Source organism: Streptomyces pactum (assembly GCF_002005225.1).
Taxonomy (GTDB): domain Bacteria; phylum Actinomycetota; class Actinomycetes; order Streptomycetales; family Streptomycetaceae; genus Streptomyces; species Streptomyces pactum_A.
The window spans coordinates 3,314,164-3,339,197 of the sequence record NZ_CP019724.1; the positions used below are offsets into that span (position 1 = coordinate 3,314,164).

Consider the following 25,034-nt stretch of genomic DNA (forward strand, 5'->3'; position numbering starts at 1 on the left):
CGGGCCCCGTCGGGCTCGGCGCTCCCGCCGTTCTTCCCGCCGGGCGCGTCGCGGTCCTTGCCGTCGGGCGCGTCGCGGTCCTTGCCGTCCGATGCGTCGCGGTCCTTGCCGTCCGGCGCCTCGCCGTCGTTCTCGCCCGGCGCGTCGCGGTCCTTGCCGTCCGGCGCCTCGCCGTCGTTCTCGCCCGGCGCGTCGCGGTCCTTGCCGTCCGGCGCCTCGCCGTCGTTCTCGTCCGACGCCTCGCGGCTCGTGTCCTCCGGCGCGTCGCCGTCCTTCTCGTCGCCGTCCGCCTCGTTTCGCGTTTCGGCCTCGGTCTCGCCGTCCTCGAAGTAGGCGTCCAGGACCTCGTCCAGGGCCGACTCCCACTCCGGGAAGCGGCTCCGGGACGACGCCTCGATCTCGATCGGGTACCAGCGGCGGTCCGGCGTGTGCACCGTGACGGTGAACCGCTTGCCGAAGCGTCCCGTCTCCGTCTCGACGGCGCCGACCTCGTCCCAGCGGAACTCGCAGGCCTGGTCGTCGAGGGAGAGCCGTACGCCCTTGTGGTCGGCGACGATCCTGGCGCGGCGGTCGGAGGCCTCGAAGACGGGGCCGTCGGGGGCCTCCTCTTCCTCCTCCGGTTCCCCGGCCCGCTCGGCGGCGGGTTCCACGGCCGCGGTCCCGTCCGCGTCGCGGACGTCCTCGGCCGCGGTCTCCGCCGCGTCCGCCGCGTCCGTCTTCGCCGGTCTCGCGTCCTCCGGCTCACCGGTCACGGGCGCGGTGAGCCCGGGGATGAATGCCGGGTCGAATCCGGCGCCTTCCAGGGGCTGGCTGGTCGATCCTCTGCGCTGCTCCACAGCGGGCAGTATGGTCGACGAACCTGTGCCGGACACAGCCAGCCCCAACTTCGTTATCAGACGCCTACACGAGACGCCCGCACGTGACCACCTACACGAACAGGCTCAGCACCGCGGCGACCACGAAGCCGGCGACCGACAGCACGCTCTCCAGCACGGTCCACGTCTTGAGCGTGTCCCGTTCACTGATGCCGAAGTACTTGGCGACCATCCAGAAGCCGCCGTCGTTGACGTGCGAGGCGAAGATGGAGCCCGCCGAGATGGCCATGATGACCAGGGCGACGAACGCCTGGGAGTGGTCCCCCTCGGCGAGCAGCGGTGCCACGATGCCCGCCGTCGTCACGATCGCCACCGTGGCCGAGCCCTGGGCGACCCGCAGCACCAGGGAGATCAGGTAGGAGAGGACGATCACCGGCAGGCCGACGTCGTTGAAGGTGTCGGACAGGGCCTGCGCGACGCCGCTGGCCTTGAGGACGGCACCGAAGACGCCGCCGGCGCCGACCACCAGCAGGATGTTGCCGACCGGCTTCAGCGAGGCCGTCGAGACGGTCTCCAGGGACTTGCGGGACCAGCCGCGCCGGATGCCGAGCAGGTAGTAGGCGAGGAGCAGCGCGATGGTCAGGGCCACGAACGGGTTGCCGAAGAACTCGATCACCGAGCGCGGGGTGGACTCGTCCAGGGCGATGGAGGAGAACGTCGCGGCGAGGATCAGGACCAGCGGGGTGCCGATGATGCCGAGGACGGTGCCGAGCGCGACCGGGCTCTCGTGCGGTGCCACGCCGGCCTTGCTCTGCTCGTCGATGACGGCCTGCTTGGCCTCCTCGGCCGCCTCGACCATGTCCTGCGGTACGGGAACGAAGATGCGGCGGCCGATCCAGGCGGAGAACGCCCAGGCGGCCAGGACGGCCGGGATGCCGCAGACGATGCCCATGAGGATGACCCAGCCGAGGTCCACGTGCAGCAGTCCCGCGGCGGCCACCGGGCCGGGGTGCGGCGGCAGGAACGCGTGGGTCATCGACAGGCCGGCCAGCAGCGGCAGGCAGTAGAGCAGGACCGACTTGCCGGAGCGCCTGGCGGCGGCGTAGACGATGGGCGCGAGGACGAAGATGCCGACGTCGAAGAAGACCGGGACGCCGAAGATCAGGCCGGTCAGGCCCATGGCGAGCGGGGCGCGCTTCTCGCCGAACAGGCCCAGCAGCCGGGAGGCCAGCACCTGGGCGCCACCGCTGACTTCGAGGATCGCGCCGAGCATGGTGCCGAGGCCGATGATGATGGCGACGTGCCCGAGGATGCCGCCCATGCCGGACTCGATGGTGGAGACGGCGTCGGACTTCTGGACGGTGCCGAAGAGTTCGGTGACCGACAGGCCGGCGAGCAGGCCGACGGCTATGGAGACGGCGAGCAGCGCGACGAACGGCTGGAGCCGGACCTTGATGATCAGGAAGAGCAGGAGTGCGATGCCGATCGCGGCGACGGTCAGCAGGCCCGCCGTGCCGTCGATCAGGTGGAGCAGACCGCCGGTGTGCGGCGGGGTCTCCGCCGGGGCGGAGGCGGCGAGCTGGAGGGATATGGAGGGCATACGGGGGTCCTCTGGGTAACCACATAGAGCTTTCGGGCAGGGCGGGGCGCGGCACGGCGCCCCGAGGGGCGAGGGGCACCGTGCCGTGCGACAGACAGACGGAAGGAAGGACCGGGGGGAGGGTCAGCCGAGGACGGCCAGCGCGTCGATCTCGATGAGGAGTCCGGCGGGCAGACCGACGTACACGGTCGTGCGCGCGGCGGGCGGCTGGGTGAGGCCCTGCTCCTCGAAGTAGGCGTTGTAGATCTCGTTCATCTCGGCGAAGTGGTCGACGTCCGTGAGGTAGACGCGGATCATCATCACGTCGTCCCAGGAGGCGCCGCCCTCCGCCAGGATCGCCTTGACGTTGGCGAGGGTCTGGAGGGTCTGCTCGCGCAGGGTCGGGCCGGCCGGGGTGGGGGCCTTGCCCTCCTCGTGGGGGAGGAAGCCGACCTGGCCGGCGACCTGGAGGATGTTGCCCTTCCTGACGCCGTGGGAGAACTTCGCCGGCGGGGTGGTGTGGGTCGCGGGGGTGAGCGCGGTCTTGTCGGTCATACCGTGTCCTTCTCGGGGCGGTGCTCGGGGTGGTGCACAGGATCCGTGTGCCGCACGGGGGCGGGAGCGGGGGTCCTGCCGGAGTACTCGCCGCTGATCGCGTCCGCCGTACGGCGCACCAGCGGGAGCAGGGTGAGGAGTTCGTCGGCGGTGACGACGACGTTCGGCGCGGAGACCGACATCGCGGCCGTCACCCGGCCGTCGGCGCCCCGGATGGGCGCGGCGACGCAGTTGATGGACTCCTCGTGGCCACCGAGGTCGGTGGCCCAGCCCTGTTCGCGCACCTTGGCCAGTTCCTTGAGGAAGCCTTCGGCGTTCGGTGTCGAACGGGCCGTGTACATGGGGTAGTCGAGCTTCTCGACGACGGCCCGGCGTTCGTTCTCGGGGAGGTCGGCGAGCAGCAGCTTGGCCACCGCAGCGACGGTGATGGCGACGGGCTTGCCGATCCGGGAGTACATCCTGACCGGGTAGCGGCTCTCCACCTTGTCGATGTAGAGGACCTCGTTCTCCTCGTAGACGGCGAGGTGGACGGTGTGTCCGCACTGCTCGTTGAGGCGTACGAGGTGGGGGTGGGCGATCTCGCGGACGTCCAGGTTCTCCATCGCCTCCTGGGCCAGGGCGATCAGCCGGGCGCCGAGGCGGTAGCGCTGGTCGGACTGGCGGTAGACGAAGCCGTGCTCGTGCAGCGTCCGCAGGAGGCGCAGCGCCGTGGACTTGTGGACGCCGAGGCGGTCGGCGACCCGGCCCAGGTCGGCGGGGCCCTCGGCGAGCAGTGGCAGGATGCTCAGCGCGCGGTCGACGGTCTGGCTCATGGCGTACGTACCTCCTCCTCGGCCCCTTCGTCGGCCTGTGTCCAGCCGGGGCCGAGTCGAAGTGTCCCCCACGCGTCGTCGTCGAGGGCGGCCAGGCGGTCGGCGTGGTCGCGCGCCGGGGGCACGGCGAGGTCGCCGGGGACGGTGAGGGCTGCTGCGGCCATCAGGTGGCCGTGGCGCAGGCGCTCGCGGACGGGCAGGCCGCGCAGGGTGGCCGAGAGGAACCCGGCGGCGAAGGCGTCGCCCGCGCCGACGGCGGCGACGACGTCGACGGTGAGGGCGGGGACGGAGGTGACGTGCGGCCCGTGGAAGGCGGTCGCGCCGGTCGCGCCCTGCTTGACGACGAGCAGTTCGGGTTCGGGCAGCGCGGCGCGCACGGCGTCGGCGCCGCCCAGTCCCCAGGCCTCGTCCTCGCCGACGAAGACGAGGTCGGCGCCGCGCGCCAGCTCCAGGAGCACCCGCGAGCCGTCGGTGTCCCCGCGCCACAGGCCGGGGCGGTGGTTGACGTCGAAGGAGACGAGGGGGCGGCCGGGGCGGCGGGCGGTGAGTTCGCGCATCAGGCCGAGGCAGTCGGCGGAGAGCGCGGGTGTGATGCCGGAGAGGTGCAGGACGCGCCCGGAGCAGATCGCGTCGAGGTCCATGTTCCGGGCCGACATCGCGGAGGCCGCGGAGCCCGCCCGGTAGTACGCCACCTCGTGCGCGTCGGTGGCCCGGTCGCCGGCGGTGCGGAAGTAGATCCCGGTGGGGCGGACGGGGTCCCGGCGCACGGCGGAGACGTCGACGCCGTAGGAGCCGATCGCCTCGACGAGGTGGTCGCCGAAGCCGTCGGCGCCGACCCGGCCGACCCAGCGCGCGGAGTGTCCGGCGGCGGCGAGCACGCAGGCCACGTTGGACTCGGCGCCGCCGATGGCCCGGTCGAAGGAGGGGACGTCGGCGAGGCGCCCGGGCAGGGAGGGGAGGAAGGTGACCATGGACTCGCCGAGCGCGACGACGTCCACGACGCCGGGGGCGGTGCTGGGGGGTCCGGTGGCGGTCACGATGGTGGGGGCTCCTCGTCGCTCTCGCGGGCCTCGGTGGATCCGTTGACCCCGCGTTGGCCGAGATGTTAGACAGCAGTAAGCGACATACGCAATGACCGTTGCGCATATTGCAATACCAAAAAAGCGACACCGGCGCGACACTGGACGCGACCCCTGGCGCGACCCCTGCGCTACCCGCACCTCACGGAGGTTCCATGGCCCTCGACACCGGCACCGCAGCCCTCGCCCGTTTGGCCGAGGAGCGCGTCGACCACCGCTTCAAGGGCCTCCCGCCGGACGCCGACGGCCTGACCGTCGGCGAACTGGCCGGTCAGCGCCGCAACCTCTTCACCGGCGGTTTCACCACGCCCGTGCTGGCCCTGTCCGCCGAGCGCCTGGAGCACAACCTCGCGCTGATGAAGACGTACGCGGCCCGGCACGGCCTCGCCTTCGCGCCGCACGGCAAGACCTCCATGGCCCCGCAGCTCTTCCACCGCCAGCTCGAGCGCGGTGCCTGGGGCATCACCCTCGCCGTGCCCCACCAGGTGCGGGTCGCCCGCGCCTTCGGCATCCCGCGGATCTTCCTCGCCAACGAGCTGACCGACGCCGCCGCCCTGCGCTGGATCGCCTCGGAGCTGGACGCCGACCCGGACTTCCGCTTCGTCTGCTACGCCGACTCCGTGCGCGGCGTCCGGTTGATGGACGCGGCCCTGACCGACGCGGGCGCCGTCCGCCCGGTGGACGTCGTGGTCGAGCTGGGCGCCGGTGAGGGAGCCCGGACCGGGGTGCGCACCGAGGCGGAGTGCGCGGCGGTCGCCGACGCGGTGGCCGGGGCGCGGACGCTGCGGCTGGCCGGTGTCGCCGGGTACGAGGGCGAGGTGCGGGACGCCGACCCCACGAGCGTGCGCGCGTGGCTGCGGCGGCTGGTCGCGCTGGCCGTGGACTTCGACAAGGCGGGGCGGTTCGGCGCGGCCGGTCTGGACGAGATCGTGCTGAGCGCGGGCGGCAGCGCCTGGTTCGACGCGGTGGCCGACGTGTTCGACGAGGTCCCCGGCCTCTCCCTGCCCGTACTGAAGCTGCTGCGCTCGGGCGCGTACGTCTCGCACGACGACGGGCACTACCGCGAGGTGACGCCCTTCAACCGCGTCCCCGCCGAGGGCGCCCTGGAGCCGGCGTTCCGGCTGTGGACCCAGGTGGTCTCCCGCCCCTCGCCCGGACAGGCCTTCGCCAACGCGGGCAAGCGGGACGCGGCGTACGACCTCGACCTGCCGTTCGCGCAGGTGGTGCGCCCGGCGGACGGCGGACCGGAGCGGGCGGCGAGCGGCGTCACGGTGAGCGGTCTGTCCGACCAGCACGCCTGGCTGCGCACCGCCCCGGAGGCGGACCTGGAGGTCGGCGACTGGGTGGGCCTCGGCCTGTCCCACCCGTGCACGTCCTTCGACAAGTGGCAGCTCATCCCCCTCGTGCGGGCGGACGGGACGGTCGTCGACTACATCCGTACGTTCTTCTGAGGGAGCGGGACATGGAAGAGCTCGTCATCCGGGACGCGGACGTCGTGGACGGCTCCGGCGCGGACTCCTACCGCGCCGACGTCGTGGTCGACGGCGGCCGGATCGTCTCGATCGTCAAGGAGGCGGCGGCCGCGGGCTGCCAGCGTCCCGAGGCCCGCCGGGAGCTGGACGCCGAGGGCCTGGTGCTGGCCCCCGGCTTCATCGACATGCACGCCCACAGCGACCTGGCGCTGCTGCGGGACCCCGACCACAGCGCCAAGGCCGCCCAGGGCGTCACCCTGGAGGTCATCGGCCAGGACGGGCTGTCCTACGCGCCGGTCGACGACCGCACCCTCGGCGAGGTGCGCCGCGCCATCGCCGGGTGGAACGGCTCCGGTGACGACATCGACTTCGACTGGCGGTCGGTCGGCGAGTACCTGGACCGGCTCGACGCGGGCATCGCGGTCAACGCCGCGTACCTGATCCCGCAGGGCACGGTGCGCGCCCTCGCGGTCGGCTGGGACGACCGGGACGCGACCGAGGCCGAGCTGGAGCACATGCGGCGGCTGGTCGCCGAGGGCATGGAGCAGGGCGCGGTCGGCATGTCGTCCGGGCTGACGTACACGCCCGGCATGTACGCCAAGGACGCGGAGCTGACCGAGCTGTGCCGGGTGGTGGCCGGGTACGGCGGCTACTACTGCCCCCACCACCGCTCGTACGGGGCCGGGGCCCTCGAGGCGTACGAGGAGATGGTGGAGCTGACCCGGGAGGCGGGCTGCCCGCTGCACCTGGCGCACGCCACCATGAACTTCGGCGTCAACAAGGGCCGGGCGCCCGAGCTGCTGACGCTGCTCGACGACGCGCTGGCCGCCGGCGCCGACATCACCCTCGACACCTACCCGTACACCCCCGGCTGCACGACCCTCGTGGCGTTGCTGCCGAGCTGGGCGAGCGAGGGCGGACCGGAGCGGATCCTGCAGCGGCTGGCGGACGACGACACCGCCGAGCGCGTCCGGCACCACATGGAGGAGACCGGCTCAGACGGCTGCCACGGGGTGCCCGTGGAGTGGGAGACGATCGAGATCTCCGGCACGGGCGACCCCGCGCTCGGGGAGTACGTCGGCCGTACGGTCCTGGAGTCGGCGCGGCTGCGCGGCGAGAGCCCCTGGACGGTCGCCCGCCGCCTCCTCCTGGCCGACCGGCTGGCGCCGACCATCCTCCAGCACGTCGGCCACGAGGAGAACGTGCGCGCGATCATGCGGCACCGGGTCCACACCGGCGGGTCGGACGGCATCCTCCAGGGCAGCAAGCCGCACCCGCGCGCCTACGGCACCTTCCCGCACTACCTCGGTCACTACGTGCGCGAACTGGGTGTGCTGTCCCTGGAGGAGTGCGTCGCGCATCTGACCTCGCGTCCGGCCGCCCGGCTGCGGCTGCCGGACCGGGGGCTGGTGAAGGAGGGCTACAAGGCGGACCTGGTGCTCTTCGAGGCGGGGACGGTGGCCGCGGGCTCCACCTTCGAGCAGCCGCGGACACTTCCCGCCGGCATCCCCCACGTGCTGGTCGACGGGCGGTTCGTGATCGAGGACGGTCGGCGGACGGGCGAACTGGCGGGGCGGTCGGTCCGCGGGACTCCCCGCTGACCGACCGCCCCCGTCCGGCCTGCCCGCACGCTCCGGCGCGTCCGGCCTGCTCCGGACCGTCCGGTCCGCTACGGCTTGGGCACGGCGCAGCCGCTCGCGTCGAGGTCGAGCTTGTTGTCCACGCCGAAACAGGCGGGGAACAGGTAGGTCTGCTGGGCGTAGTTGATGCCCCGGCGGACCGTGACCTCGCCGTCCTCGCCGATCTCGCAGGGGTTGTTGACCGTGCAGCGCTCGCCGTCGTTGTTGCCGGTGTTGTTGACGGCGACCACCGTGCCGGTGGCGCTGTCGACGACGGGTGAGCCGGAGGTGCCGCCGATGGTGTCGCAGGCGGCGGTGTAGCGGACCGAGTCCTTCCAGGTCCAGTCACCCTCCTTCATGCGGTACGCGAACCCGTCGATGGAGCAGTCGTAGATCCGCTTCCAGTAACCGGACACGACGCTGATGGCCGTGCCGGCGGTCGGCCGGGTGTCGCTCAGCGTCAGCGCGTCGATGCCGTACGAGCTCTTGATCCGCTCATACGTCGTGCCGAGCCGGTATATCGCCGCGTCCGTGTCGGTCATGGTCGCGTACACGAGCCGGTCGGCCCGCAGAGTGGCGACCCGGGAGCCGGAGGAGTTCAGCAGCCCGAAGCTGCGGCTGGACGGCCGGTCGGCCAGGACCTCGCCGGGCGCGGGGAAGCCGCTCTCCACGCAGTGGCCGTTGGTGAGCACGAGCGCCGGGTCGTCGTCGGCCGAGCCGGGCATGCGGACGACGGAGCCGGAGCAGTTGCTGAGCGAGACGGTGCCGGCGAAGTCCACCGCGCCGGCCCTGGGTGCGGTGAGCCCGGACAGGGTGTCCGTCACGGTCCCGACCATGCCGCTGACGGCGTCCGTCAACGTGGTCGGGCCCGCGCCCGTGGTCGTGTCCGCGCCCGTGGGGGAAGGCTCGGCGGCGACCGCGGGAGTCGCGCCCACCCCGGCGAAGGCCAGGGCACAGAGCGCGACGACGAGAGGTTTTCTCATGGGGGTCCCCTCTTGTGACGTCGGGCGACCGGAAATCCTCCGGCCGCCCACGGATTGTCATGCGCATTGTCATCACGTGGACGTCGAGGGGGCAAGGACTTGTTTCCGACGAGTAGCTTCACCGGACGGCCGCGGACCGCGGAACCCGGACGCGCCCGGCCGACGGCCCGCCCGCCCACCGCGCAGACCACGTCCGCCCGGGTCGGGCGTCCGCCCGGCGCCCGCGCCTACCTGGACCGTTTCGGACCCCGGCCGCGGCCCGGCCGGTCGTCGGCATCGCCCGGACCAGGTTCGCCCGGCCCCGTGGAGACGGAGGGGGTCGCCCCGGGGAGGGTCGGTGTGGAGGTGATGGAGGCGTCGCTCACATAGGCGGACGGCACCCCGCCGCCCGGCGCCCCGCCCGTCGGCTCCCCGTCCGCCCGTTCCCCGTCCGCCCGTTCCCCGTCCGCGGGCTCGCCGTCCGCCGGGCTCCCGTCCGCCGTACCGCCGTCCGCGTTCCGTCCCTCGCCCGGGCCCCCCGCGCCGGGAGAGCCCGCCCCGGACGGGGCAGCACCGCCGACGGCCGGCCCCCCGGAGGCGGTGCCCGGCTCCGGGGGCGAAGCGCCGGCCTCCACAGCCGTGGGTCCCGGCTCCGTGCGGCCGCCCCCACCCGTGCCACCACCGGACGACGAGCCCGAGGACGCGAGCCCGGCGACCAGCACCGCCACCGCCACCGCACCGACCGCCCCGGCGGTCACCACCACGCGGCGCGAGCCCCTCGACCCGGCCGCGCGGCGGCCGCGCCGGCGCGATCCGTGGCGCGAGCGGCCTCCACCGGGGCGATCGGCGGCGCCGTCCTCACCGCCCCGCACCGGCCGCGGCTCGTCGTACGCGTCCTGCCAGCCGTGGGCGGTCGCGGGGTCGGCGAAGGCGTCGTACGCCGGGGATGCGGTGCTCTGCGGGAGGTAGACGTTCGGCGGGCCCGGGGACTCGGCCGCGTCGTTCACCCCGTCGGCGTACGGAGATGGCCTGGACATGGCCGCGCATTGTAGGGACGCGAGGGGCGCAGGGGACAGCGGACGGACATAGTCACCCGAACCGACGCGTCTCACGTGGCGGAAAACACGGCCCGAGGGGCGATACCGGGCCGTAAGCTCCCTGCATGCAGGTGATCCAGTCGACCAAGCTCGCCAACGTCTGTTACGAGATCCGCGGCCCGGTGCTCGAGGAGGCCATGCGGCTCGAGGCGGCCGGGCACCGCATCCTCAAGCTGAACACGGGCAACCCGGCGGCGTTCGGCTTCGAGTGCCCGCCCGAGATCCTGGAGGACGTCCTCCGCAACGTCTCGACGGCGCACGGCTACGGCGACGCGAAGGGCCTGCTGGCCGCGCGCCGGGCGGTCGTCATGCACAACCAGACCCTCGGCATCGAGACCGACGTCGAGCACGTCTTCATCGGCAACGGCGTGTCCGAGCTGATCGTGATGGCGATGCAGGGCCTGCTGGACGACGGCGACGAGGTACTCGTCCCCGCGCCCGACTACCCCCTGTGGACGGCGGCCGTCGCGCTCTCCGGCGGTACGGCGGTGCACTACCGCTGCGACGAGCAGTCCGACTGGATGCCGGACCTGGCCGACGTGGAGCGCAAGGTCACCGACCGCACCAAGGCGATCGTCGTCATCAACCCGAACAACCCGACCGGCGCGGTCTACGACGAGGCGGTCGTCAAGGGCCTGACGGACATCGCCCGCCGCCACAACCTGCTGGTCTGCTCGGACGAGATCTACGACAAGATCCTCTACGACGACGCGAAGCACGTCCCCACCGCCTCCGTCGCCCCCGACCTGCTCACCCTCACCTTCAACGGCATGTCGAAGGCGTACCGGGTGGCCGGCTACCGCGTGGGCTGGATGTCGATCTCGGGGCCGCGCGCCCACGCCGACTCCTACATCGAGGGCCTGACGACCCTGGCGAACATGCGCCTGTGCGCGAACATGCCGGGTCAGCACGGAGTGGTCGCCGCGCTCAGCGGACGCCAGACGATCAACGACCTCGTCCTGCCCGGCGGCCGGCTGCGCGAGCAGCGGGACGCGGCGTACGAGCTGCTGACCCGGATCCCGGGCGTGAGCTGCGTGAAGCCGAAGGGGGCGCTGTATCTCTTCCCGCGCCTCGACCCCGACGTCTTCAAGATCAAGGACGACCGGCGGATGGTCCTGGACCTGCTGCGCCGCGAGAAGATCATGGTCGTCCAGGGCACGGGCTTCAACTGGCCGGACCCGGACCACTTCCGGATCGTCACCCTGCCGTCGGTCACCGACCTGCGGGACGCGATGGGCCGGATCGGCCGCTTCCTGGACGGTTACGCCCAGCCCTGACCGTTCGTCACTTATGAACGAATCAACTTTAGACCGAATCCAATGTAGGATGGTTTCCTGTCAGCACCCAGGAGGCCATCCATGTACGAGCCGATACGTACCAAGTCGGTCCACAGCACGATGGCCGGCACCCCCGACGACTTCCCCCACCGTTCCCGCGAGGAAGAGCTGGACATCCAGCTCGCGGGCCATCTCGCCGCGCTGCTCGCCGTCACCGACGAGCTGCGCGTGAGCGCGCCCTCGGCCGATCTGGACGCCGCGGCCGAACGGCTCGGCGAGCAGGTCGCCCGCCTGCGGGGAGGACGTACGCCGGCCCGCGCGCCGGCGGCCACGACGGGCCGCGAGCCGGACCCGGCGGCTCTGCACGGGCGGGCGCACGCCCTCGCGGGCCGCGCCCTGGTCGTCGCCGCGTCGCGCGCCGACACGGCGGCGGCGATCCTCGCCGCCGAACGGATGGACGCGCACACCGCGGCCCTGCGGCCGCGCACACTCGCGCCCCACTGAGCCCCGCGGGGCTCCCCCCGAACGGCCCCGGTCCGCGTGCACCCGCAGCGACGCGCGGACCGGGCGCCATGCATCCCACACGCGGGCCGTCGCCGAAGCGGTGGCCCCCTCGTGCAGGTCGTCGCCGGGCCGGCTCACCGTGTAGTCGCACGGCTGCCGCGGGGTCGCGCCCCGCGGCAGCCGTCCGTCCCTCATGCCACGTGAGCGGGGGTCAGCCGCCGAGGACCGAGCCGAACTCGGCGTCCGGGTGGGTGAATCCGAAGGACTGCGCGCTGAACGAGGCCGCGCCGCTGGTCGTCAGGCCCGTGGCCGAGCCGCGCAGCACCCAGTCGCCGCCGTCCCGCACCGACCCGGCGAAGACGTCCTCGCCCTTCGCCGCGACGGTGACGTCCGCCGCGCCGTCGCCGTCGAGGTCGGTGACGGCGACGGCCGAGCCGAACCAGTCGTCCGCCTCCGCCGTGTCGGGCACGCCGTCGGTGGTCTGGTGGAGCGTCTGGGCACCGGTGCCGGTCAGTCCGGTGGCCGTGCCCTTGAGCAGGACCGTCGCGCCGGTCCCCGACACGCCCCGGACCGTCTTGCCCGGCACTCCCACCGCGACGTCCGCGTAGCCGTCGCCCGTGACGTCGCCGACCGCCACGGACGCGCCGAAGTTGTCACCGGACTCGCTCCTGCCCGGGACCCCGGTGGCGTCCTGGTCGAGCGTGGCGGTGCGGTGGGCGCCGAGGCCTTCCGCGCTGCCGTAGCGGACGTGGACGAAGCCCGCCGCGTCCGAGTACTCCCCCTCGGTGACCGCCGACGCGGGGACGTGGCCGGTGACGAGGTCGGTGTAGCCGTCGTGGTCGACGTCCCCGGCGGCGGTCGCGACGGTGGGCGCCTCGTTCGTGCCGGAGACGTCGCCGCCCGGGTCCGGCAGGGAGACCGGCTCGAGCCCGTAGTCGCCCCAGGTGTGGACGCCGGTGTACCGGCACCCGCCCGCCGTCCCGTCGCAGTTCTCCGACCCGGTGACGACGAGTTGGGCGCGTCCGGCGCCCGCGAAGTCGCCCGCGGTCAGGGTGCGGGGCTGTATGTAGGGGGCGAAGCTCTCGGAGTACCGGGCGTCGGTGGGGGCCGTGCGGCCCGCCAGGTCGTCGTACGCCCACAGGTTGGTGCGGCTGAGCGCGGCGAGCTGCGGCGTGCCGTCACCGTCGAGGTCGGCGACGACGACCTTCTTGCCGTACTCCTTCTCGGCGTCCCACTGGCTGGAGGCGAGCGGGCTGGCGATCGAGACGCCGTCGCCGGTCAGGCCGGTCGCGCTGCCCCACAGGACGGTGAGCGTGCCGAAGGACTGGCTGTAGGGGACCGCGTCGCCCGGCGCGCCGACGACGAGGTCCGTGTAGCCGTCCGCGTCGAGGTCGCCGGCGGCGTGGCTGGTGCCGAACAGGTCGTGCGACCCGGCGTCGCCGGGGACGCCGGGCGAGTTCTGGGTGAGCGTCGTCGAACGGGCGGGCGAGACGCCGTCGGCGGACCCGTACAGGACGGTGACCGAGCCGGCGTTGACGTGCCCGTCGACGGGTGCGTCGGGGGTGGCCACGACGAGGTCGGCGATGCCGTCGCCGTTGAAGTCGTCGGCCGCGGAGGTGGCCGCGCTCGCTGTGGGGGCGAGGGTCAGCGACAGGCCCGCGGCTGCCGTGGCGACCGCCATGGCAGCGGCCAGGGTGCGTGTGCGCAAGATTGCTCCAGTCTCGGAGAACAGCAGTGAGGCGTGGGGGGCCACACACACGACGGTCCAGGTGAGGCAGGGGTTGTACCCGAACGGGCCGGGACCCGTACTTGTGGGCGAACAATCCCGGGCCCTTCACCCGTGGTTCACATCTGGGGGCCGGAGGCGGGCGAGGCCCGGACATGCCGAAGGGCCGGGTCCTGCGCACGCCGTTGTGCGGGGACCCGGCCCGAGCGGGGCTCCCCACGCTCCGGGGTACTGCGAGCTACTGGAGCGGGGAGAGACCCCCTCGCGGCCGGCCTTCGTGACGACTTCGCGGGTCAGGGCTAGCCGGACCGGCCGCGGAGCTGGGTGGGTGGGTGCCGGTCAGCCCAGGCGCCGCACCAGGTTGCGGTACTGGTCCCACAGCTCGGTGGGCGTGTGGTCGCCGAAGGTGTTCAGGTGGTCGGGGACGAGCGCCGCCTCCTCGCGCCACACCTCCTTGTCGACGCTGAGCAGGAAGTCCAGGTCGGCGTCGGCGAGGTCGAGGCCGTCGGTGTCGAGGGACTCCTTGGTCGGCAGCACGCCGATCGGGGTCTCGACGCCGTCCGCCTTGCCCTCCAGACGCTCCACGATCCACTTCAGGACGCGGCCGTTCTCGCCGAAACCGGGCCAGACGAACTTGCCCTCGTCGTCCTTGCGGAACCAGTTGACGTAGTAGATCTTCGGCAGTTGGGACTGGTCCTTGTCCTTGGCCACGTCGACCCAGTGACCCATGTAGTCGCCCATGTTGTAGCCGCAGAACGGCAGCATGGCGAAGGGGTCGCGGCGCAGCTCGCCGACCTTGCCCTCGGCGGCGGCGGTCTTCTCGGAGGCCACGTTGGCACCGAGGAAGACGCCGTGGTTCCAGTCGAAGGACTCGGTGACCAGCGGTACGGCGGTGGCGCGGCGCCCGCCGAAGAGGATCGCCGAGATCGGCACGCCCCTGGGGTCCTCCCACTCCGGCGCGATGATCGGGCACTGCGCCGCGGGCGTGGTGAAGCGGGCGTTGGGGTGCGCCGCGGGCGTGCCGGACTCGGGGGTCCAGTCGTTGCCCTTCCAGTCCGTGAGGTGGGCGGGCGTCTCCTCGGTCATGCCCTCCCACCACACGTCGCCGTCGTCGGTCAGCGCGACGTTGGTGAAGACGGAGTTGCCCCACAGGGTCTTCATCGCGTTGGCGTTGGTGTGCTCACCGGTGCCGGGCGCGACGCCGAAGAAGCCGGCCTCCGGGTTGATGGCGTACAGGCGGCCGTCCTCGCCGAAGCGCATCCAGGCGATGTCGTCGCCGATGGTCTCCACGGTCCAGCCGGAGATCGTGGGCTCCAGCATGGCGAGGTTGGTCTTGCCGCAGGCCGAGGGGAAGGCGGCGGCGACGTACTTGGGCTCCCCGGTGGGCGGGGTCAGCTTCAGCACCAGCATGTGCTCGGCGAGCCAGCCCTCGTCGCGGGCCATGACGGAGGCGATGCGCAGGGCGTAGCACTTCTTGCCGAGCAGGGCGTTGCCGCCGTAGCCGGAGCCGTAGGACCAGATCTCGCGGTCCTCGGGGAAGTGCGAGATGTACTTGGTGCTGTTGCAGGGCCACGGGACGTCGGCCTGGCCCTCGGCCAGCGGGGCGCCGAGGGTGTGCACGGCCTTGACGAAGAAGCCGTCGTCACCGAGTTCGTCCAGGACCGGCCGTCCCATGCGGGTCATGGTGCGCATGGACACGGCGACGTACGCGGAGTCGGTGATCTCCACGCCGAGCGCGGACAGCGGAGAGCCGAGGGGGCCCATGCAGAACGGCACGACGTACATGGTCCGACCGCGCATCGAGCCGCGGAACAGGCCGCCCTCGCCGCCCGTGCCCCGGAAGATCTCCCGCATCTCGGCGGGGTCCTTCCAGTGGTTGGTCGGGCCGGCGTCCTCCTCCTCGGCGGAGCAGATGAAGGTCCGGTCCTCGACGCGCGCGACGTCGGAGGGGTCGGAGGCCGCGTAGTAGGAGTTGGGGCGCTTGATCGGGTCGAGCCTGCGGAAGGTGCCCTTCTCGACGAGCTCCCCGCACAGGCGCTCGTACTCGGCCTCGGATCCGTCACACCAGACCACTTCGTCCGGCTGGGTCAGTTCGGCGATCTCGTTCACCCACGAGATCAGCTCCTGGTGGTTGGTGGGGACGGGGGGAGCAGCGATGTCGCGCGCCACGATTGCTCCTAAATGAGGGGTTTTTTGTTTGGGGCCCCGTGGGGGCTGCGACCCGGATGCGTGACGTTGACCTCTTGGGCGCTCATCCGGTGTCGACCGCACTCATTTGATCATCCGACGCGAGCGCCCATCTGTCCAGAGGGCGTCACACCTGAGCGGCGTGAGGATCGCCACGTGCCCGCATCGGGTTCTTTTGGGGGGTGTGGCGCCGGGTACCCCGTGAGACGATGACCACTCACCGCCCGCGAACCTCCGTACTGATGCGTAACTTACGGTCCCGTAGGTACGATGCGCCCATGACTGCGTCCGCCCCCGACGCGCCCAGGGACACGCAGGCCGACGGCCGCGGTCCTGTGGCGCTCTCCCTGCCGCATCCGGTCAAGCCGAAGCTGCGCGGCTGGCTGCACCTCGGCATGTTTCCGGCCGTCCTCGTCGCGGGCCTGGTCCTCACCGCCCTCGCCGAGTCGTCCGAAGCGCGCGTCGCCTGCGGGATCTACGTCCTCACGGCCTGTCTGCTGTTCGGCGTCAGCGCGCTCTACCACCGGGGCGACTGGAGCCCGCGGATGGACGGCGTACTGCGCCGCCTCGACCACGCCAACATCTTCCTGATCATCGCGGGCACCTACACGCCGCTCACGATGCTGCTGCTGCCCCAGGCCGAGGGCCAGTGGCTGCTGTGGGGCATCTGGGCCGCCGCGGCGGCGGGCATACTCTTCCGCGTCTTCTGGGTCGGCGCCCCGCGCTGGCTCTACACCCCCTGCTACCTCGCCATGGGCTGGGCGGCCGTCTTCTACCTCCCCGAGTTCATGCGGGCCGGCGGCGTCGCCGTCCTCGTCCTGGTGATCGCGGGCGGACTGCTCTACAGCGCGGGCGGCGTGATCTACGGCCTGAAGCGTCCCAACCCGTCACCGCGCTGGTTCGGCTTCCACGAGGTCTTCCACTCCTTCACGCTGGCCGCCTTCATCGCGCACTACGTGGGGATCTCGCTGGTCGCCTACTAGAGGCCGTCTGACACGCCCTGGGCCCCGCCGACGCTCGATGGCCGACAATGACCGGTATGAAGGCCGCGCGTTCCCCCCACTCCCCCGCCGACGGTCCGCGACCGGGGCTGCGGGAGCGGAAGAAGACCCAGACCCGTGAGGCGATCCGCACCGCGGCCTACGGACTGATCCGGGAGCAGGGGTACGACGCCACGACGATCGAGCGGATCGCCGACCGCGCCGAGGTCTCGCCGTCGACCGTCCTGCGCTACTTCCCGGCCAAGGAGGACATCGTCCTCACCGACGAGTACGCCCCGGTCATGGCGGCGGAGCTGGCCGCCCGCCCCGAGGGCGAGCCGTGGCCGGTCTCCCTGCGGCACGTCCTGCGGGGGGCCGTCCGACCCGGCGCCGGCGAGGAGGCCGAGCTGACCCGGCTCCGGGCGCGGCTGCTGGCCGAGGTGCCGACGGTGCGCTCGCGGATGCTGGAGACCATGTCGGCCACCGGCCGCCCGCTCGGCCGCGCCATCGCCCGCCGCACCGGCCTCGACCCCGACGCCCTGGAGGTGCGGGTCCTCTCGACGTCCCTGGTCGGCGGCCTGCTGGAGGTCTCGCGGTACTGGGCCGAGCACGGTCACGAGGACGACCCGGCCGATCTCGTCGAGCGCGCCCTGGACGTCCTGGAGCACGGTCCGCCGGGCCTCGGAAAAGGCTGAGGCCACGTCCCCGGCCCGTGGCATCCTGACCGGGTGAACGGTCCCGAGATCCGCGTCGAGTTCGCCCCGCAACTGCACCTGTTCGTCCCGCGCGCCCGCCCCACCGGCGCCGCCCGCACGGCCACGGACGGCGTCTCCACGCTCGGCCACGTCGTCGAGTCCCTCGGCGTCCCGCTGACCGAGGTCGGCACGCTCCTCGTGGACGGCCGCGAGGTGCCGCCCGGACACGTCCCCACGGGCGGCGAGTCGGTGAGCGTACGGCCCGTGGAGCACCCCCAGCGGGTCCCGGGCGCACCCCTGCGCTTCCTGCTCGACGTGCATCTCGGCACCCTCGCCCGCCGACTGCGGCTGCTCGGCGTGGACACGGCGTACGAGTCGACGGACCTCGGCGACCCGGCGCTCGCCGCGCTGTCGGCGGCCGAGAAGCGGGTCATGCTCAGCCGCGACCGCGGCCTGCTGCGCCGCCGCGAGCTGTGGGCCGGCGCCTACGTCTACAGCACCCGCCCCGGCGACCAGCTCCAGGAGGTCCTGGACCGGTTCCGGCCCGAGCTGCGCCCGTGGACCAGGTGCACCGCCTGCAACGGACTGCTCCAGGAGGCCACCAAAGAGGAGGTGGCGGACCAGCTCAAGGGCGGTACCGAGCGGTCGTACGACGTGTTCGCGCAGTGCCGCGCGTGCGGACGCGCGTACTGGAAGGGCGCGCACCACGAGCAGTTGGAGGCCATCGTCGAGGCGGCGGTGCGCCGGGGTACTCAGGGCGGTTGAGTACGCGGGCCGATCACCGGGGGCGGCCGGCGCGGTGTGATGGAGGGCATGAGCACCCCGACCCCGCCCACCGCGCCGCGGTCCGCCGCCGCACCGCCGCCCGCCGCCCGCGCCCTGACCGGGTGGTCCGCGGCCGGGCTCGTCCTGCTGGCGCCGACCGTCGTCGTCGCGTGGCTCGCCGTGCTCGCCACCGAACGCGGCGGCCGCTGTCTGACGTACGGCGAGCAGTGCTCGGCCGTCCCGGGCGAGGCGCTGTGGGCCTGCTTGTGGGCGGCGGCCGTCCTGGGCGTACTGGCACTGGCGTGGCCCCGCGCCCGGTGGACGTCGGCCAGGTGCGGGGCTGTGGTCCTGCAGTGGGGCGCTCAGCTCACGCTGGGCGCGCTCATCCTCAGCGGCGCCTGACGTCCCCCTTCCCGCAGGCGGTGCCGTCCCCGTCCGGGTCCAGGCGCAGCGGATCGTCCTGGCCGTTGACCGCCAGGCGGCCGTAGTCGTTGCGCTCCAGCCAGTCGCAGCGGTCGGCCGTCGTCTTCTTCACCTCGGCCGGGAAGGCGGTCGGCACGCAGACGTTGGCGGTGCCGTAGTGCCGGTCGCAGCCGGAGACGGCGGGGCCGACCGGGTGCGACGCGCGCTTCCGGCCGGGCCCCGCGGCCTTGCCGGACGGGGCGTCGGCGAAGGAGTGGACGTGCGCGGAGGCGTCCTTGCTGCTCAGCGCCCGCGGGCCGTCGAGGTGCACCCACTTGGCCACCGACGGCACACCGTTCGCGTCGACCGCGAAGAGCATGTACCAGCCGGGCGGGGCCAGATTGGGGTTGCTGGTGACGTTGAGGTCGACGTTGTTCCCGTCGACGGACAGGGGCAGGTCCACGAACCGCTGGTTCGGGTCGGAGGAGTGGGTGACGGCGGCGGGGCGGATCAGCTCGGCCTTGGCCACGGGCCGGTCGACGGTGATCCGCTGGGTGTCGCCGTAGTTCCACTCGGTGTCGATGACCGAGGTGATCGTCGGACGCTCGCCCTTGAGCAGGTAGGGCGGGGTGTAGACCGACACGTCGTGGTTCCAGGAGCCGTTGCCCGGGTTGTCGCCGGTCGTCATCACCCGGCCGTCGGGCAGCAGGAACGCCGAGGAGTGGTAGCCGCGGGCCTCCGGGTCCGCGGCCACCGGGTCGAAGGTCTCCGTCGCGGGGTCGAAGATCGACGTCTCGTACACCGGGTCGGCCCGGTTGTGCAGGGCGCCGCCGGTCTCCAGCACGGTGCCGTCGGGCAGCAGGACGGTGGAGACGTACATCTTGCCCTGGTCGCCGGTCTGCGGGACCGGTCCCTCGCCGAGGTCGACGGTGCCCTGCGGGAGCGGGGGGCCGGCGACGTAGGCCGGGTCGGGCTGCTTGAGGTCGATGATGTCGGTCAGGCGGTTGGCGTCCGGGTTGGAGTCGATGTTGCCGCCGCCGATGGTCAGCACCTTCTGGTCCTGCGCCGGGGGCAGCAGCACGCTGGCGGACTGGTCGCGTTCGTCCTTGTCCTCGAGGCCCGGCACCTGGGTGATGGTGTTGGCGTCGTAGTCGTAGATCGCCGAGCCGGTGCCCGGGATGTTGTTGCCGAAGACGTGGCTGCCCGAGTAGAAGAGCCGCCCGTCCTGCATGAGGATCATCGACGGGTACAGGCCCCAGTACGACCAGGTCTGGTTGACCTGCCAGGTCGGCAGCCACTTCTGCTGCTCGGCGGACCACAGGTCGGCCGTCACCGACCCGGTGGAGTCCTCGCGCAGGCCGCCGAAGGAGATGACGTCGCCGTTGCCGAGGATCGTCGCCGACGGGTACCAGTGGCCGTCGTTCATGTCGTTGGTCTTGGCGTAGGTCTCGGTCTCCGGGTCGAAGATGTACGAGTCCTTGTAGCCCTGGTAGCCGATCGAGCCGTCCGCCGACGGGTAGCCGGCGTTGCCGCTCATGACGAGGACCCGGCCGTCCTCGAGCTGCACGTGCCCGGCGCAGAACATGTCCTCGGGCGTCGGGATCGTCGTGTACTCGCCGGTCCGCGGGTCGTAGACGGCCGAGGTGAAGGTGCCCGCCTCGAACATCTCCGGGTCGTTGCCGGAGCCCGCGATCAGCAGCACCTTGCCGTTGTGGAGGACGACCGAGTGCATCGAACGGACCGGGTTGCGCGTCGGCAGCACGTCCCAGCGGCCGTTGGCGCACTCCTCGGCGGTGCCCGTGCACCCCGGGACCGGCACCGGGTCGGCGACCTGCTCCATCGTGTAGTCGTCGGTCGTCGCCGAGCCGGTGCCGTAGACGGAGACGCCCCAGCTCAACCGGTCGGTGCCGGCCGGGACCTCGGGCGTGCGGACGCTCGCCTCGGTCCAGTCGGCCGCCATGTCGAGGGTCTTGAGGTCGGTCCAGTACTGCCAGCCCGCGGTGGCGTCGTGCCGGAAGAGGGTGAGGGAGGCGTCCGGGGTCGTCGTCTTGTACCAGAGGGACAGGTCGTACTGCTTGCCCTGCGTCACCACCGGCGCGCACTCGGCGGACTCGGTGATCAGGGCCTTGCGGTCGCCGTCGGTGCGGCGGGTCAGCTCGACCTTCATGGCCTTGGTGCCGGAGTGGGCGTCACCGACGGTCCCGAAGGTGAAGTCGTTGTCGCCCCAGCCGGACTTCTCCCAGCAGTACGGCATGTCGCCGGTGCCGGCGGTCTCGAAGCCGGGGTTCTCGATCAGGTTGGCGGCCGAGGCGGGCTGGGGCGCGGTGAGGAGGAGGCCGCCGGTGAGGGCGGACACCGCCAGGAGGGCGGAGGTTCTCCTTCGGGGTCTTCTCATGCGTCACTCCTCGAGTCTTCTCATGCGTCACTCCTTGGTCCACGGCGCCTGCGCGGGAGGTACACGAGCGCCTCCGTCCCGGCGAAGCGCAGGACGAAGGTGATGACCAGGGCCAGGGCGGTGGCCGGCAGCACGGTCAGCCCGAACTGCCCGACCAGCAGGGCGATGAGCGGGATGCGCAGCACCAGGTCGGCGTTGGCGATCAGCGCGAACCGCAGGGTCCGGTCGGCCCAGTGCCGGTGCCGGCGCCGGTCGCGGAACAGCACCCGCTCCAGGAGCAGGAAGTTCCAGGCCACGCCGAACTGGTTGGCGACGATCTCGGCGGGCAGGTAGTGCACCCCGGCCTCGGTGAGCGCCCACAGCGCGGCCAGGTTCGGCACGAAGCCGCTCAGCCCGATCAGCCCGAAGACGACCATGCGGGCCAGCGGCGAGGTGGTGCGCAGCCCGGCCAGGTGGCGCAGGAAGCGCAGCCCCTCCTGCGCCGTGGACTTGGACTCGCCGGCGAACCGCTCCTCGAAGACGAACGGCACCTCGGTGACGGCCTGGGGGCGGCTGCGGACGGCCAGTTCGAGGAGGATCTTGTAGCCGAGGGGTTTGAGCACCTCGGCGGTGACCTCGCTGCGGCGGATGGCGAAGAAGCCGCTCATCGGGTCGCTGACGCCGTGCAGTCGGCGCGGGAAGAGCGCCTTGGTCAGCCAGGTCGCCGCGCGCGAGACGGCGATCCGGTAGCTGCCGGCCAGCCCGGCGCGGCTGCCGCCCTTGATGTAGCGGGAGGCGACGACGAGCCCGGCGTTCGCCCGCTCGCCGGTGGCGACCAGCTCCGGTACCAGGGAGGGCGGGTGCTGGCAGTCGCCGTCCATGACGACGATCCAGTCCGACCCGGCCGCCTTCATGCCCTCGACGACCGCGCCGCCGAGCCCGCCGGCCGGTTCGTCCCGGTGCAGGACGGTGACCGGGAAGGGGCAGTCGAGCGCCGCCTCGCGGATCACGTCCGGGGTGTCGTCGGTGGAGTCGTCCACGAAGACGACCTCGCAGGGCAGTCGGGCGGGCACCGACTCCGTGATCAGGTGCAGCAGCCGCCGTACGTTCCCGGACTCGTTGAAGGTCGGTACGACGATGGTGACGGCACCCGGCTCGGGTACCTCCGAGGCTCGTACGGCCGGACGGCCCAGCTCGCCGGGGACGGTGGACTCGTGGCTCATCGGGCGGCTCCGGAGGGCTGGATACGGCGGATCTCGATGCGGTCCGCACCGGTGCCGAAGACGGCGACCGGGGCCGAATGGTTCATGGCGGCCCTGACGTTGGGCAGGTCGACCGCGTCACGCCGCACCGTCGGGGAGGCGACCACGTAGTCGATGTCGCGCCAGCCGCCCGGCATCGTCTTCGTCACCGCCGGGTCGAGGTCCGCCTTGTAGAACCAGATGACGCCGAGCCCGGGTTCGTACCCGGCGTGCACGAGGTCCAGCCAGAGCGCGTCGTCGACGAGGACGCGGGTGTCCTCCGGGTTCACCACCTCGGTCGCCAGCCAGTCGGCGGCGGCCTCGTAGGGGGCGTTGGCGTCGGCGGTGACGGCGGTGCGGTCGCCGTCGTACCAGCGCGGTACGACGTAGGCGCCGGCGGCGAGCACCAGGACGCCGGCGAGCGCGTACCGGCCGAGGGTGACGCCCCGTTTCTCGGCCTCCGCGCGCCCTCTGCGCAGCACGGCGTGGGCGACGCTCGCGGCGCCGCCGGCCAGTACCAGGGCGAGGAAGGGCAGGGCCTGGATGACGTACATCGCGGGCAGGTAGCCGCTGGGGCGCAGGGCGAGGGCGGCGAGGATCGCGACGGTGAGGGCCGGTCCGGCCAGCGCCCGCGCGGTGACCGACCAGCGCCAGGTGGCCAGCAGGAGCAGCGCCCCGGCGAGGCCGCCGAGCGGCAGGACGCGGTCGTAGTACAGCCAGGACTGCAGGACGCCCCAGGAACCGGAACCCTCGTCGAGGATGAAGCCGGAGCCGGGGCGGGTGAGCTGGTACTCGATGCCCTCCCACAGGGAGACGTGCCCGGCGCCCGGCAGCAGCTCGCCCTTGAGCAGGGCGAACAGGGGGTAGGAGAACCCGATGAGCGCGCAGGCCGTGACGGCTCCGGTCACCGCGAACTTGCGGGTGTCCGGATGGCTGTGCCGCCACATGGTGACCAGCACGGCGGGCAGGACGAGGAGCATCGTCTCCTTGGTGAGCACGGCCGTGGCCGCGGCGATGCCCGCGCCGAAGTGGTGCCACAGGTGGCGGCTGGGGGAGGCGGCGAGCGCGAAGGCCAGCAGCGTCCACATCACCGCCAGGTTGTCGAGGAAGATCTCCCGCTGGAGGACCACGGACAGCGGGGAGAGGCCGAAGAGGGCCATGGCCAGGCCCGCCGCCCAGCGGGGCAGGGAGAGCCGGCGGGCGATGACGTAGACGAGGACCGCGGAGACGGCGCTGATGATCAGCATCACGCCGCGCATGGCGCCGACGGTCATCGACTCGGGGCTGAGCAGCGCGGGTATCCAGGTCAGCACGGCTATCTGGATCCAGCCGAGCGGCGGGTGGTCGTACCAGTAGGTGTAGTGGGCCAGGCCCTCGCCCTGCTGGACGGCCCAGGCCTGGGCGAGGTAGGTGCCCTCGTCGTCGCTGAGGGTCGGGTAGTCGGAGACGTTCCAGCCCTGCACGAGCATGATCGCCACCAGGAGCCCGCCGCACAGCAGCAGGTCGGGGCGCGAGGAGCGCAGACGGCCCGGCGGCGCCCCCGGTCCGGTTCCGGGGCCCGGGCCGGTGTCGTGGGCAGGGCGGCGCTGCGCGGGGACCTTGGCGCCGGTCGCCGCGGGGAGGGTGGAGGTCACGCGGGAACGTCCTCTCGGTCCGCGGGGGCCAGGTGGGCGCCCACGTGGCTGGTCAGCTCCCAGTCGTTGCGGCCGCGTTGCTCACGCCATACGGCGCGGACCGCGGCCCCGGCGAGGAGGACCTGGTAGAAGGGGCCGCCGACGATCAGCTTCAGGTAGTGCGTGAAGCGGACCCGCAGGCCGTACTGCTTGCCGAAGTCGTGCAGGCCGACGACCTCGAAGACGAAGGTGACCAGGGCGGTTACGGCCGGCAGGAAGGTGACGAAGGCGATGCCGACGGGCACGTCCAGGAAGAGCGCGACGGCCGCGTTGAGCGGGATGATCACGCCGGTGAAGGCCTGCAGGAAGGGCGTCATCAGGGTGTAGCGGGCCAGCAGCCGCTGGGTGAAGGTGGGGAGCTGCTTCCAGTCCTTCTTCCGGTACACCTGGAGGAAGCCCTGGTTCCAGCGGGTGCGCTGCTTGAGCAGGGACACCAGCGTGCCCGGGGTCTCCTCCCGGGTGACCATGTCGGAGTCGTAGGCGACGACGACCTTCCTGCCGGTGCTGGAGAGCCGTACGCCGAGGTCGCAGTCCTCGGCCAGGCAGTCCGGGTCCCAGCCGCCGGCCGCCCGCAGCACGTCCGTGCGCACGAAGACGGTGTTGCCGCCGAGCGGGATGAACCCCTTCTGCGCGTGCAGGTGCAGCCGGGAGCGGAACCAGAAGAAGTACTCCAGGCAGTTGCGCAGGCTGTACCAGCTCGAGTGGAAGTTGATCAACTGGACCCCGCCCTGCACCACGTCGGCGCCGGTGGTGCGGAAGGCGTGGTCGACGTGGGCGAGCAGTTCGGGATGGACCTGGTCCTCGGCGTCGAAGACGCCGACGACGTCGCCGCGGCAGTGCGGCAGCGCCGTGTTCATGGCCTTCGGCTTGTTCTTCTTCTCGTGGGTGTCGACGACGACCCGGACCCGCGGATCACGGTCGGCGGCCTTCTCGGCGACGGCGGTGGTCGCCGGATCGTCGTGCCCGACGATCACGATGATCTCGAAGTCGGTGTGGGACGAGGTGAGCAGCCGCTGGACGGTGTGGTCGAGCACGGCCTGCTCGTGGCGCGCGGGCAGCAGCAGCGAGAACGACACGTGCTCGTCGCCGTCGGGCCGGCTGAACCGGGTGGAGGCGAGTACCTCCGGCGTACGCCAGGCGTGCATCTGCCACCAGAGCGTGAACGCCGCCATCCAGAAAAGCGCCAGTGAAACGGCAGCGATGAAAACGGACGTAAGCAA

The 25,034-nt window shown here is 72.3% G+C and carries 20 protein-coding genes and 1 pseudogene; 8 read left to right on the plus strand and 13 right to left on the minus strand.

Translation table 11 applies throughout. From position 1 onward, the window contains the following. Window positions 1-302: 302 nt before the first annotated feature. The 5 genes and pseudogenes from B1H29_RS13470 to B1H29_RS13490 all read right to left on the minus strand — a co-directional run. Window positions 303-836, minus strand: a pseudogene (locus B1H29_RS13470) (hypothetical protein); the annotation flags it as partial. Window positions 837-927: 91 nt separating this feature from the next. Beyond that, a complete protein-coding gene (locus B1H29_RS13475; RefSeq protein ID WP_055418115.1) occupies window positions 928-2,415 on the minus strand; it encodes a GntP family permease in 1,488 nt (495 codons plus the stop codon). Between the two features lie 123 nt (window positions 2,416-2,538). Next, entirely contained in the window at window positions 2,539-2,949 is a 411-nt protein-coding gene (locus tag B1H29_RS13480) for a RidA family protein (RefSeq protein ID WP_055418116.1), read from the minus strand. Further along, a complete protein-coding gene (locus B1H29_RS13485) occupies window positions 2,946-3,761 on the minus strand; it encodes an IclR family transcriptional regulator (RefSeq protein ID WP_055418117.1) in 816 nt (271 codons plus the stop codon). The genes B1H29_RS13480 and B1H29_RS13485 overlap by 4 nt, the downstream gene beginning before the upstream one ends. Next, the gene (locus B1H29_RS13490) at window positions 3,758-4,798 is read right to left on the minus strand and encodes a sugar kinase (protein WP_055418118.1); all 1,041 of its coding nucleotides are present in this window, start codon (window positions 4,796-4,798) and stop codon (window positions 3,758-3,760) included. The genes B1H29_RS13485 and B1H29_RS13490 overlap by 4 nt, the downstream gene beginning before the upstream one ends. Before the next feature lie 197 nt (window positions 4,799-4,995). Between B1H29_RS13490 and B1H29_RS13495 the strand changes: the two genes are divergently transcribed. Together B1H29_RS13495 and B1H29_RS13500 are read left to right on the plus strand one after the other, a co-directional pair. Then, entirely contained in the window at window positions 4,996-6,291 is a 1,296-nt protein-coding gene (locus B1H29_RS13495; protein ID WP_055418119.1) for an amino acid deaminase, read from the plus strand. Window positions 6,292-6,302: 11 nt separating this feature from the next. Further along, on the plus strand, window positions 6,303-7,913 hold the full coding sequence (locus B1H29_RS13500) for an N-acyl-D-amino-acid deacylase family protein (protein ID WP_055418120.1): 1,611 nt from the start codon (window positions 6,303-6,305) through the stop codon (window positions 7,911-7,913). Window positions 7,914-7,981: 68 nt separating this feature from the next. Here B1H29_RS13500 and B1H29_RS13505 read toward each other — a convergent pair whose 3' ends face one another. Beyond that, window positions 7,982-8,914 carry a S1 family peptidase gene (locus tag B1H29_RS13505; RefSeq protein WP_055418121.1) on the minus strand — a complete coding sequence of 311 codons (933 nt, stop codon included), beginning with the start codon at window positions 8,912-8,914 and terminating at the stop codon, window positions 7,982-7,984. A 227-nt stretch (window positions 8,915-9,141) separates the two neighbouring features. Next, window positions 9,142-9,930 (minus strand): hypothetical protein, encoded by a 789-nt coding sequence (locus B1H29_RS13510; protein WP_159027818.1) that lies wholly within the window; start codon window positions 9,928-9,930, stop codon window positions 9,142-9,144. Window positions 9,931-10,055: 125 nt separating this feature from the next. Here B1H29_RS13510 and B1H29_RS13515 point away from each other — a divergent pair, with 125 nt between their 5' ends. Both B1H29_RS13515 and B1H29_RS13520 read left to right on the plus strand, forming a co-directional pair. Beyond that, window positions 10,056-11,267 carry a pyridoxal phosphate-dependent aminotransferase gene (locus B1H29_RS13515; RefSeq protein WP_055418123.1) on the plus strand — a complete coding sequence of 404 codons (1,212 nt, stop codon included), beginning with the start codon at window positions 10,056-10,058 and terminating at the stop codon, window positions 11,265-11,267. Between the two features lie 81 nt (window positions 11,268-11,348). Next, window positions 11,349-11,771 (plus strand): hypothetical protein, encoded by a 423-nt coding sequence (locus tag B1H29_RS13520; protein ID WP_055418124.1) that lies wholly within the window; start codon window positions 11,349-11,351, stop codon window positions 11,769-11,771. Window positions 11,772-11,982: 211 nt separating this feature from the next. Here the strand turns inward: B1H29_RS13520 and B1H29_RS13525 are convergent, their stop codons facing one another. Both B1H29_RS13525 and B1H29_RS13530 read right to left on the minus strand, forming a co-directional pair. Next, window positions 11,983-13,479, minus strand: coding sequence for an FG-GAP and VCBS repeat-containing protein (locus B1H29_RS13525; RefSeq protein ID WP_159027819.1), 1,497 nt, complete (start codon window positions 13,477-13,479; stop codon window positions 11,983-11,985). Between the two features lie 357 nt (window positions 13,480-13,836). Continuing rightward, complete coding sequence (locus B1H29_RS13530; RefSeq protein ID WP_055418126.1) at window positions 13,837-15,666, minus strand: phosphoenolpyruvate carboxykinase (GTP); 1,830 nt, start codon at window positions 15,664-15,666, stop codon at window positions 13,837-13,839. A gap of 296 nt (window positions 15,667-15,962) precedes the next feature. Between B1H29_RS13530 and trhA the strand changes: the two genes are divergently transcribed. The 4 genes from trhA to B1H29_RS13550 are packed head-to-tail and all read left to right on the plus strand — an operon-like array spanning window position 15,963 to window position 18,526. Beyond that, window positions 15,963-16,667, plus strand: a complete 705-nt coding sequence (trhA, locus tag B1H29_RS13535) for a PAQR family membrane homeostasis protein TrhA (RefSeq protein WP_055418127.1) — start codon at window positions 15,963-15,965, stop codon at window positions 16,665-16,667. Window positions 16,668-16,714: 47 nt separating this feature from the next. Continuing rightward, window positions 16,715-17,359, plus strand: a complete 645-nt coding sequence (locus B1H29_RS13540; RefSeq protein ID WP_055418128.1) for a TetR/AcrR family transcriptional regulator — start codon at window positions 16,715-16,717, stop codon at window positions 17,357-17,359. A gap of 33 nt (window positions 17,360-17,392) precedes the next feature. Then, the gene (locus B1H29_RS13545; protein WP_055418129.1) at window positions 17,393-18,124 is read left to right on the plus strand and encodes a Mut7-C RNAse domain-containing protein; all 732 of its coding nucleotides are present in this window, start codon (window positions 17,393-17,395) and stop codon (window positions 18,122-18,124) included. Window positions 18,125-18,172: 48 nt separating this feature from the next. Further along, complete coding sequence (locus B1H29_RS13550; protein ID WP_055418130.1) at window positions 18,173-18,526, plus strand: hypothetical protein; 354 nt, start codon at window positions 18,173-18,175, stop codon at window positions 18,524-18,526. Here B1H29_RS13550 and B1H29_RS13555 read toward each other — a convergent pair. Genes B1H29_RS13555 through B1H29_RS13570 form a run of 4 tightly spaced genes read right to left on the minus strand, consistent with a single transcriptional unit; the run spans window position 18,513 to window position 25,034 of the window. Further along, on the minus strand, window positions 18,513-20,921 hold the full coding sequence (locus B1H29_RS13555) for a galactose oxidase-like domain-containing protein (protein ID WP_055418131.1): 2,409 nt from the start codon (window positions 20,919-20,921) through the stop codon (window positions 18,513-18,515). The two genes, B1H29_RS13550 and B1H29_RS13555, sit on opposite strands and share 14 nt — an antisense overlap. A 20-nt stretch (window positions 20,922-20,941) precedes the next feature. Then, on the minus strand, window positions 20,942-22,123 hold the full coding sequence (locus B1H29_RS13560; protein ID WP_055418132.1) for a glycosyltransferase: 1,182 nt from the start codon (window positions 22,121-22,123) through the stop codon (window positions 20,942-20,944). Continuing rightward, window positions 22,120-23,775, minus strand: a complete 1,656-nt coding sequence (locus tag B1H29_RS13565) for an ArnT family glycosyltransferase (RefSeq protein ID WP_055418133.1) — start codon at window positions 23,773-23,775, stop codon at window positions 22,120-22,122. The genes B1H29_RS13560 and B1H29_RS13565 overlap by 4 nt, the downstream gene beginning before the upstream one ends. Next, on the minus strand, window positions 23,772-25,034 hold the full coding sequence (locus tag B1H29_RS13570; protein ID WP_055418134.1) for a glycosyltransferase: 1,263 nt from the start codon (window positions 25,032-25,034) through the stop codon (window positions 23,772-23,774). The genes B1H29_RS13565 and B1H29_RS13570 overlap by 4 nt, the downstream gene beginning before the upstream one ends.

Bases quoted from the DNA above. Each gene is read 5' to 3' on its own strand.
- trhA (WP_055418127.1), top strand. From the start codon at position 15,963: ATGACTGCGTCCGCCCCCGACGCGCCCAGGGACACGCAGGCCGACGGC.
- B1H29_RS13555 (WP_055418131.1), bottom strand. From the start codon at position 20,921: ATGAGAAGACCCCGAAGGAGAACCTCCGCCCTCCTGGCGGTGTCCGCC.
- B1H29_RS13515 (WP_055418123.1), top strand. From the start codon at position 10,056: ATGCAGGTGATCCAGTCGACCAAGCTCGCCAACGTCTGTTACGAGATC.
- B1H29_RS13480 (WP_055418116.1), bottom strand. From the start codon at position 2,949: ATGACCGACAAGACCGCGCTCACCCCCGCGACCCACACCACCCCGCCG.
- B1H29_RS13475 (WP_055418115.1), bottom strand. From the start codon at position 2,415: ATGCCCTCCATATCCCTCCAGCTCGCCGCCTCCGCCCCGGCGGAGACC.
- B1H29_RS13485 (WP_055418117.1), bottom strand. From the start codon at position 3,761: ATGAGCCAGACCGTCGACCGCGCGCTGAGCATCCTGCCACTGCTCGCC.
- B1H29_RS13520 (WP_055418124.1), top strand. From the start codon at position 11,349: ATGTACGAGCCGATACGTACCAAGTCGGTCCACAGCACGATGGCCGGC.
- B1H29_RS13540 (WP_055418128.1), top strand. From the start codon at position 16,715: ATGACCGGTATGAAGGCCGCGCGTTCCCCCCACTCCCCCGCCGACGGT.
- B1H29_RS13510 (WP_159027818.1), bottom strand. From the start codon at position 9,930: ATGTCCAGGCCATCTCCGTACGCCGACGGGGTGAACGACGCGGCCGAG.
- B1H29_RS13550 (WP_055418130.1), top strand. From the start codon at position 18,173: ATGAGCACCCCGACCCCGCCCACCGCGCCGCGGTCCGCCGCCGCACCG.
- B1H29_RS13500 (WP_055418120.1), top strand. From the start codon at position 6,303: ATGGAAGAGCTCGTCATCCGGGACGCGGACGTCGTGGACGGCTCCGGC.
- B1H29_RS13495 (WP_055418119.1), top strand. From the start codon at position 4,996: ATGGCCCTCGACACCGGCACCGCAGCCCTCGCCCGTTTGGCCGAGGAG.
- B1H29_RS13560 (WP_055418132.1), bottom strand. From the start codon at position 22,123: ATGAGCCACGAGTCCACCGTCCCCGGCGAGCTGGGCCGTCCGGCCGTA.
- B1H29_RS13505 (WP_055418121.1), bottom strand. From the start codon at position 8,914: ATGAGAAAACCTCTCGTCGTCGCGCTCTGTGCCCTGGCCTTCGCCGGG.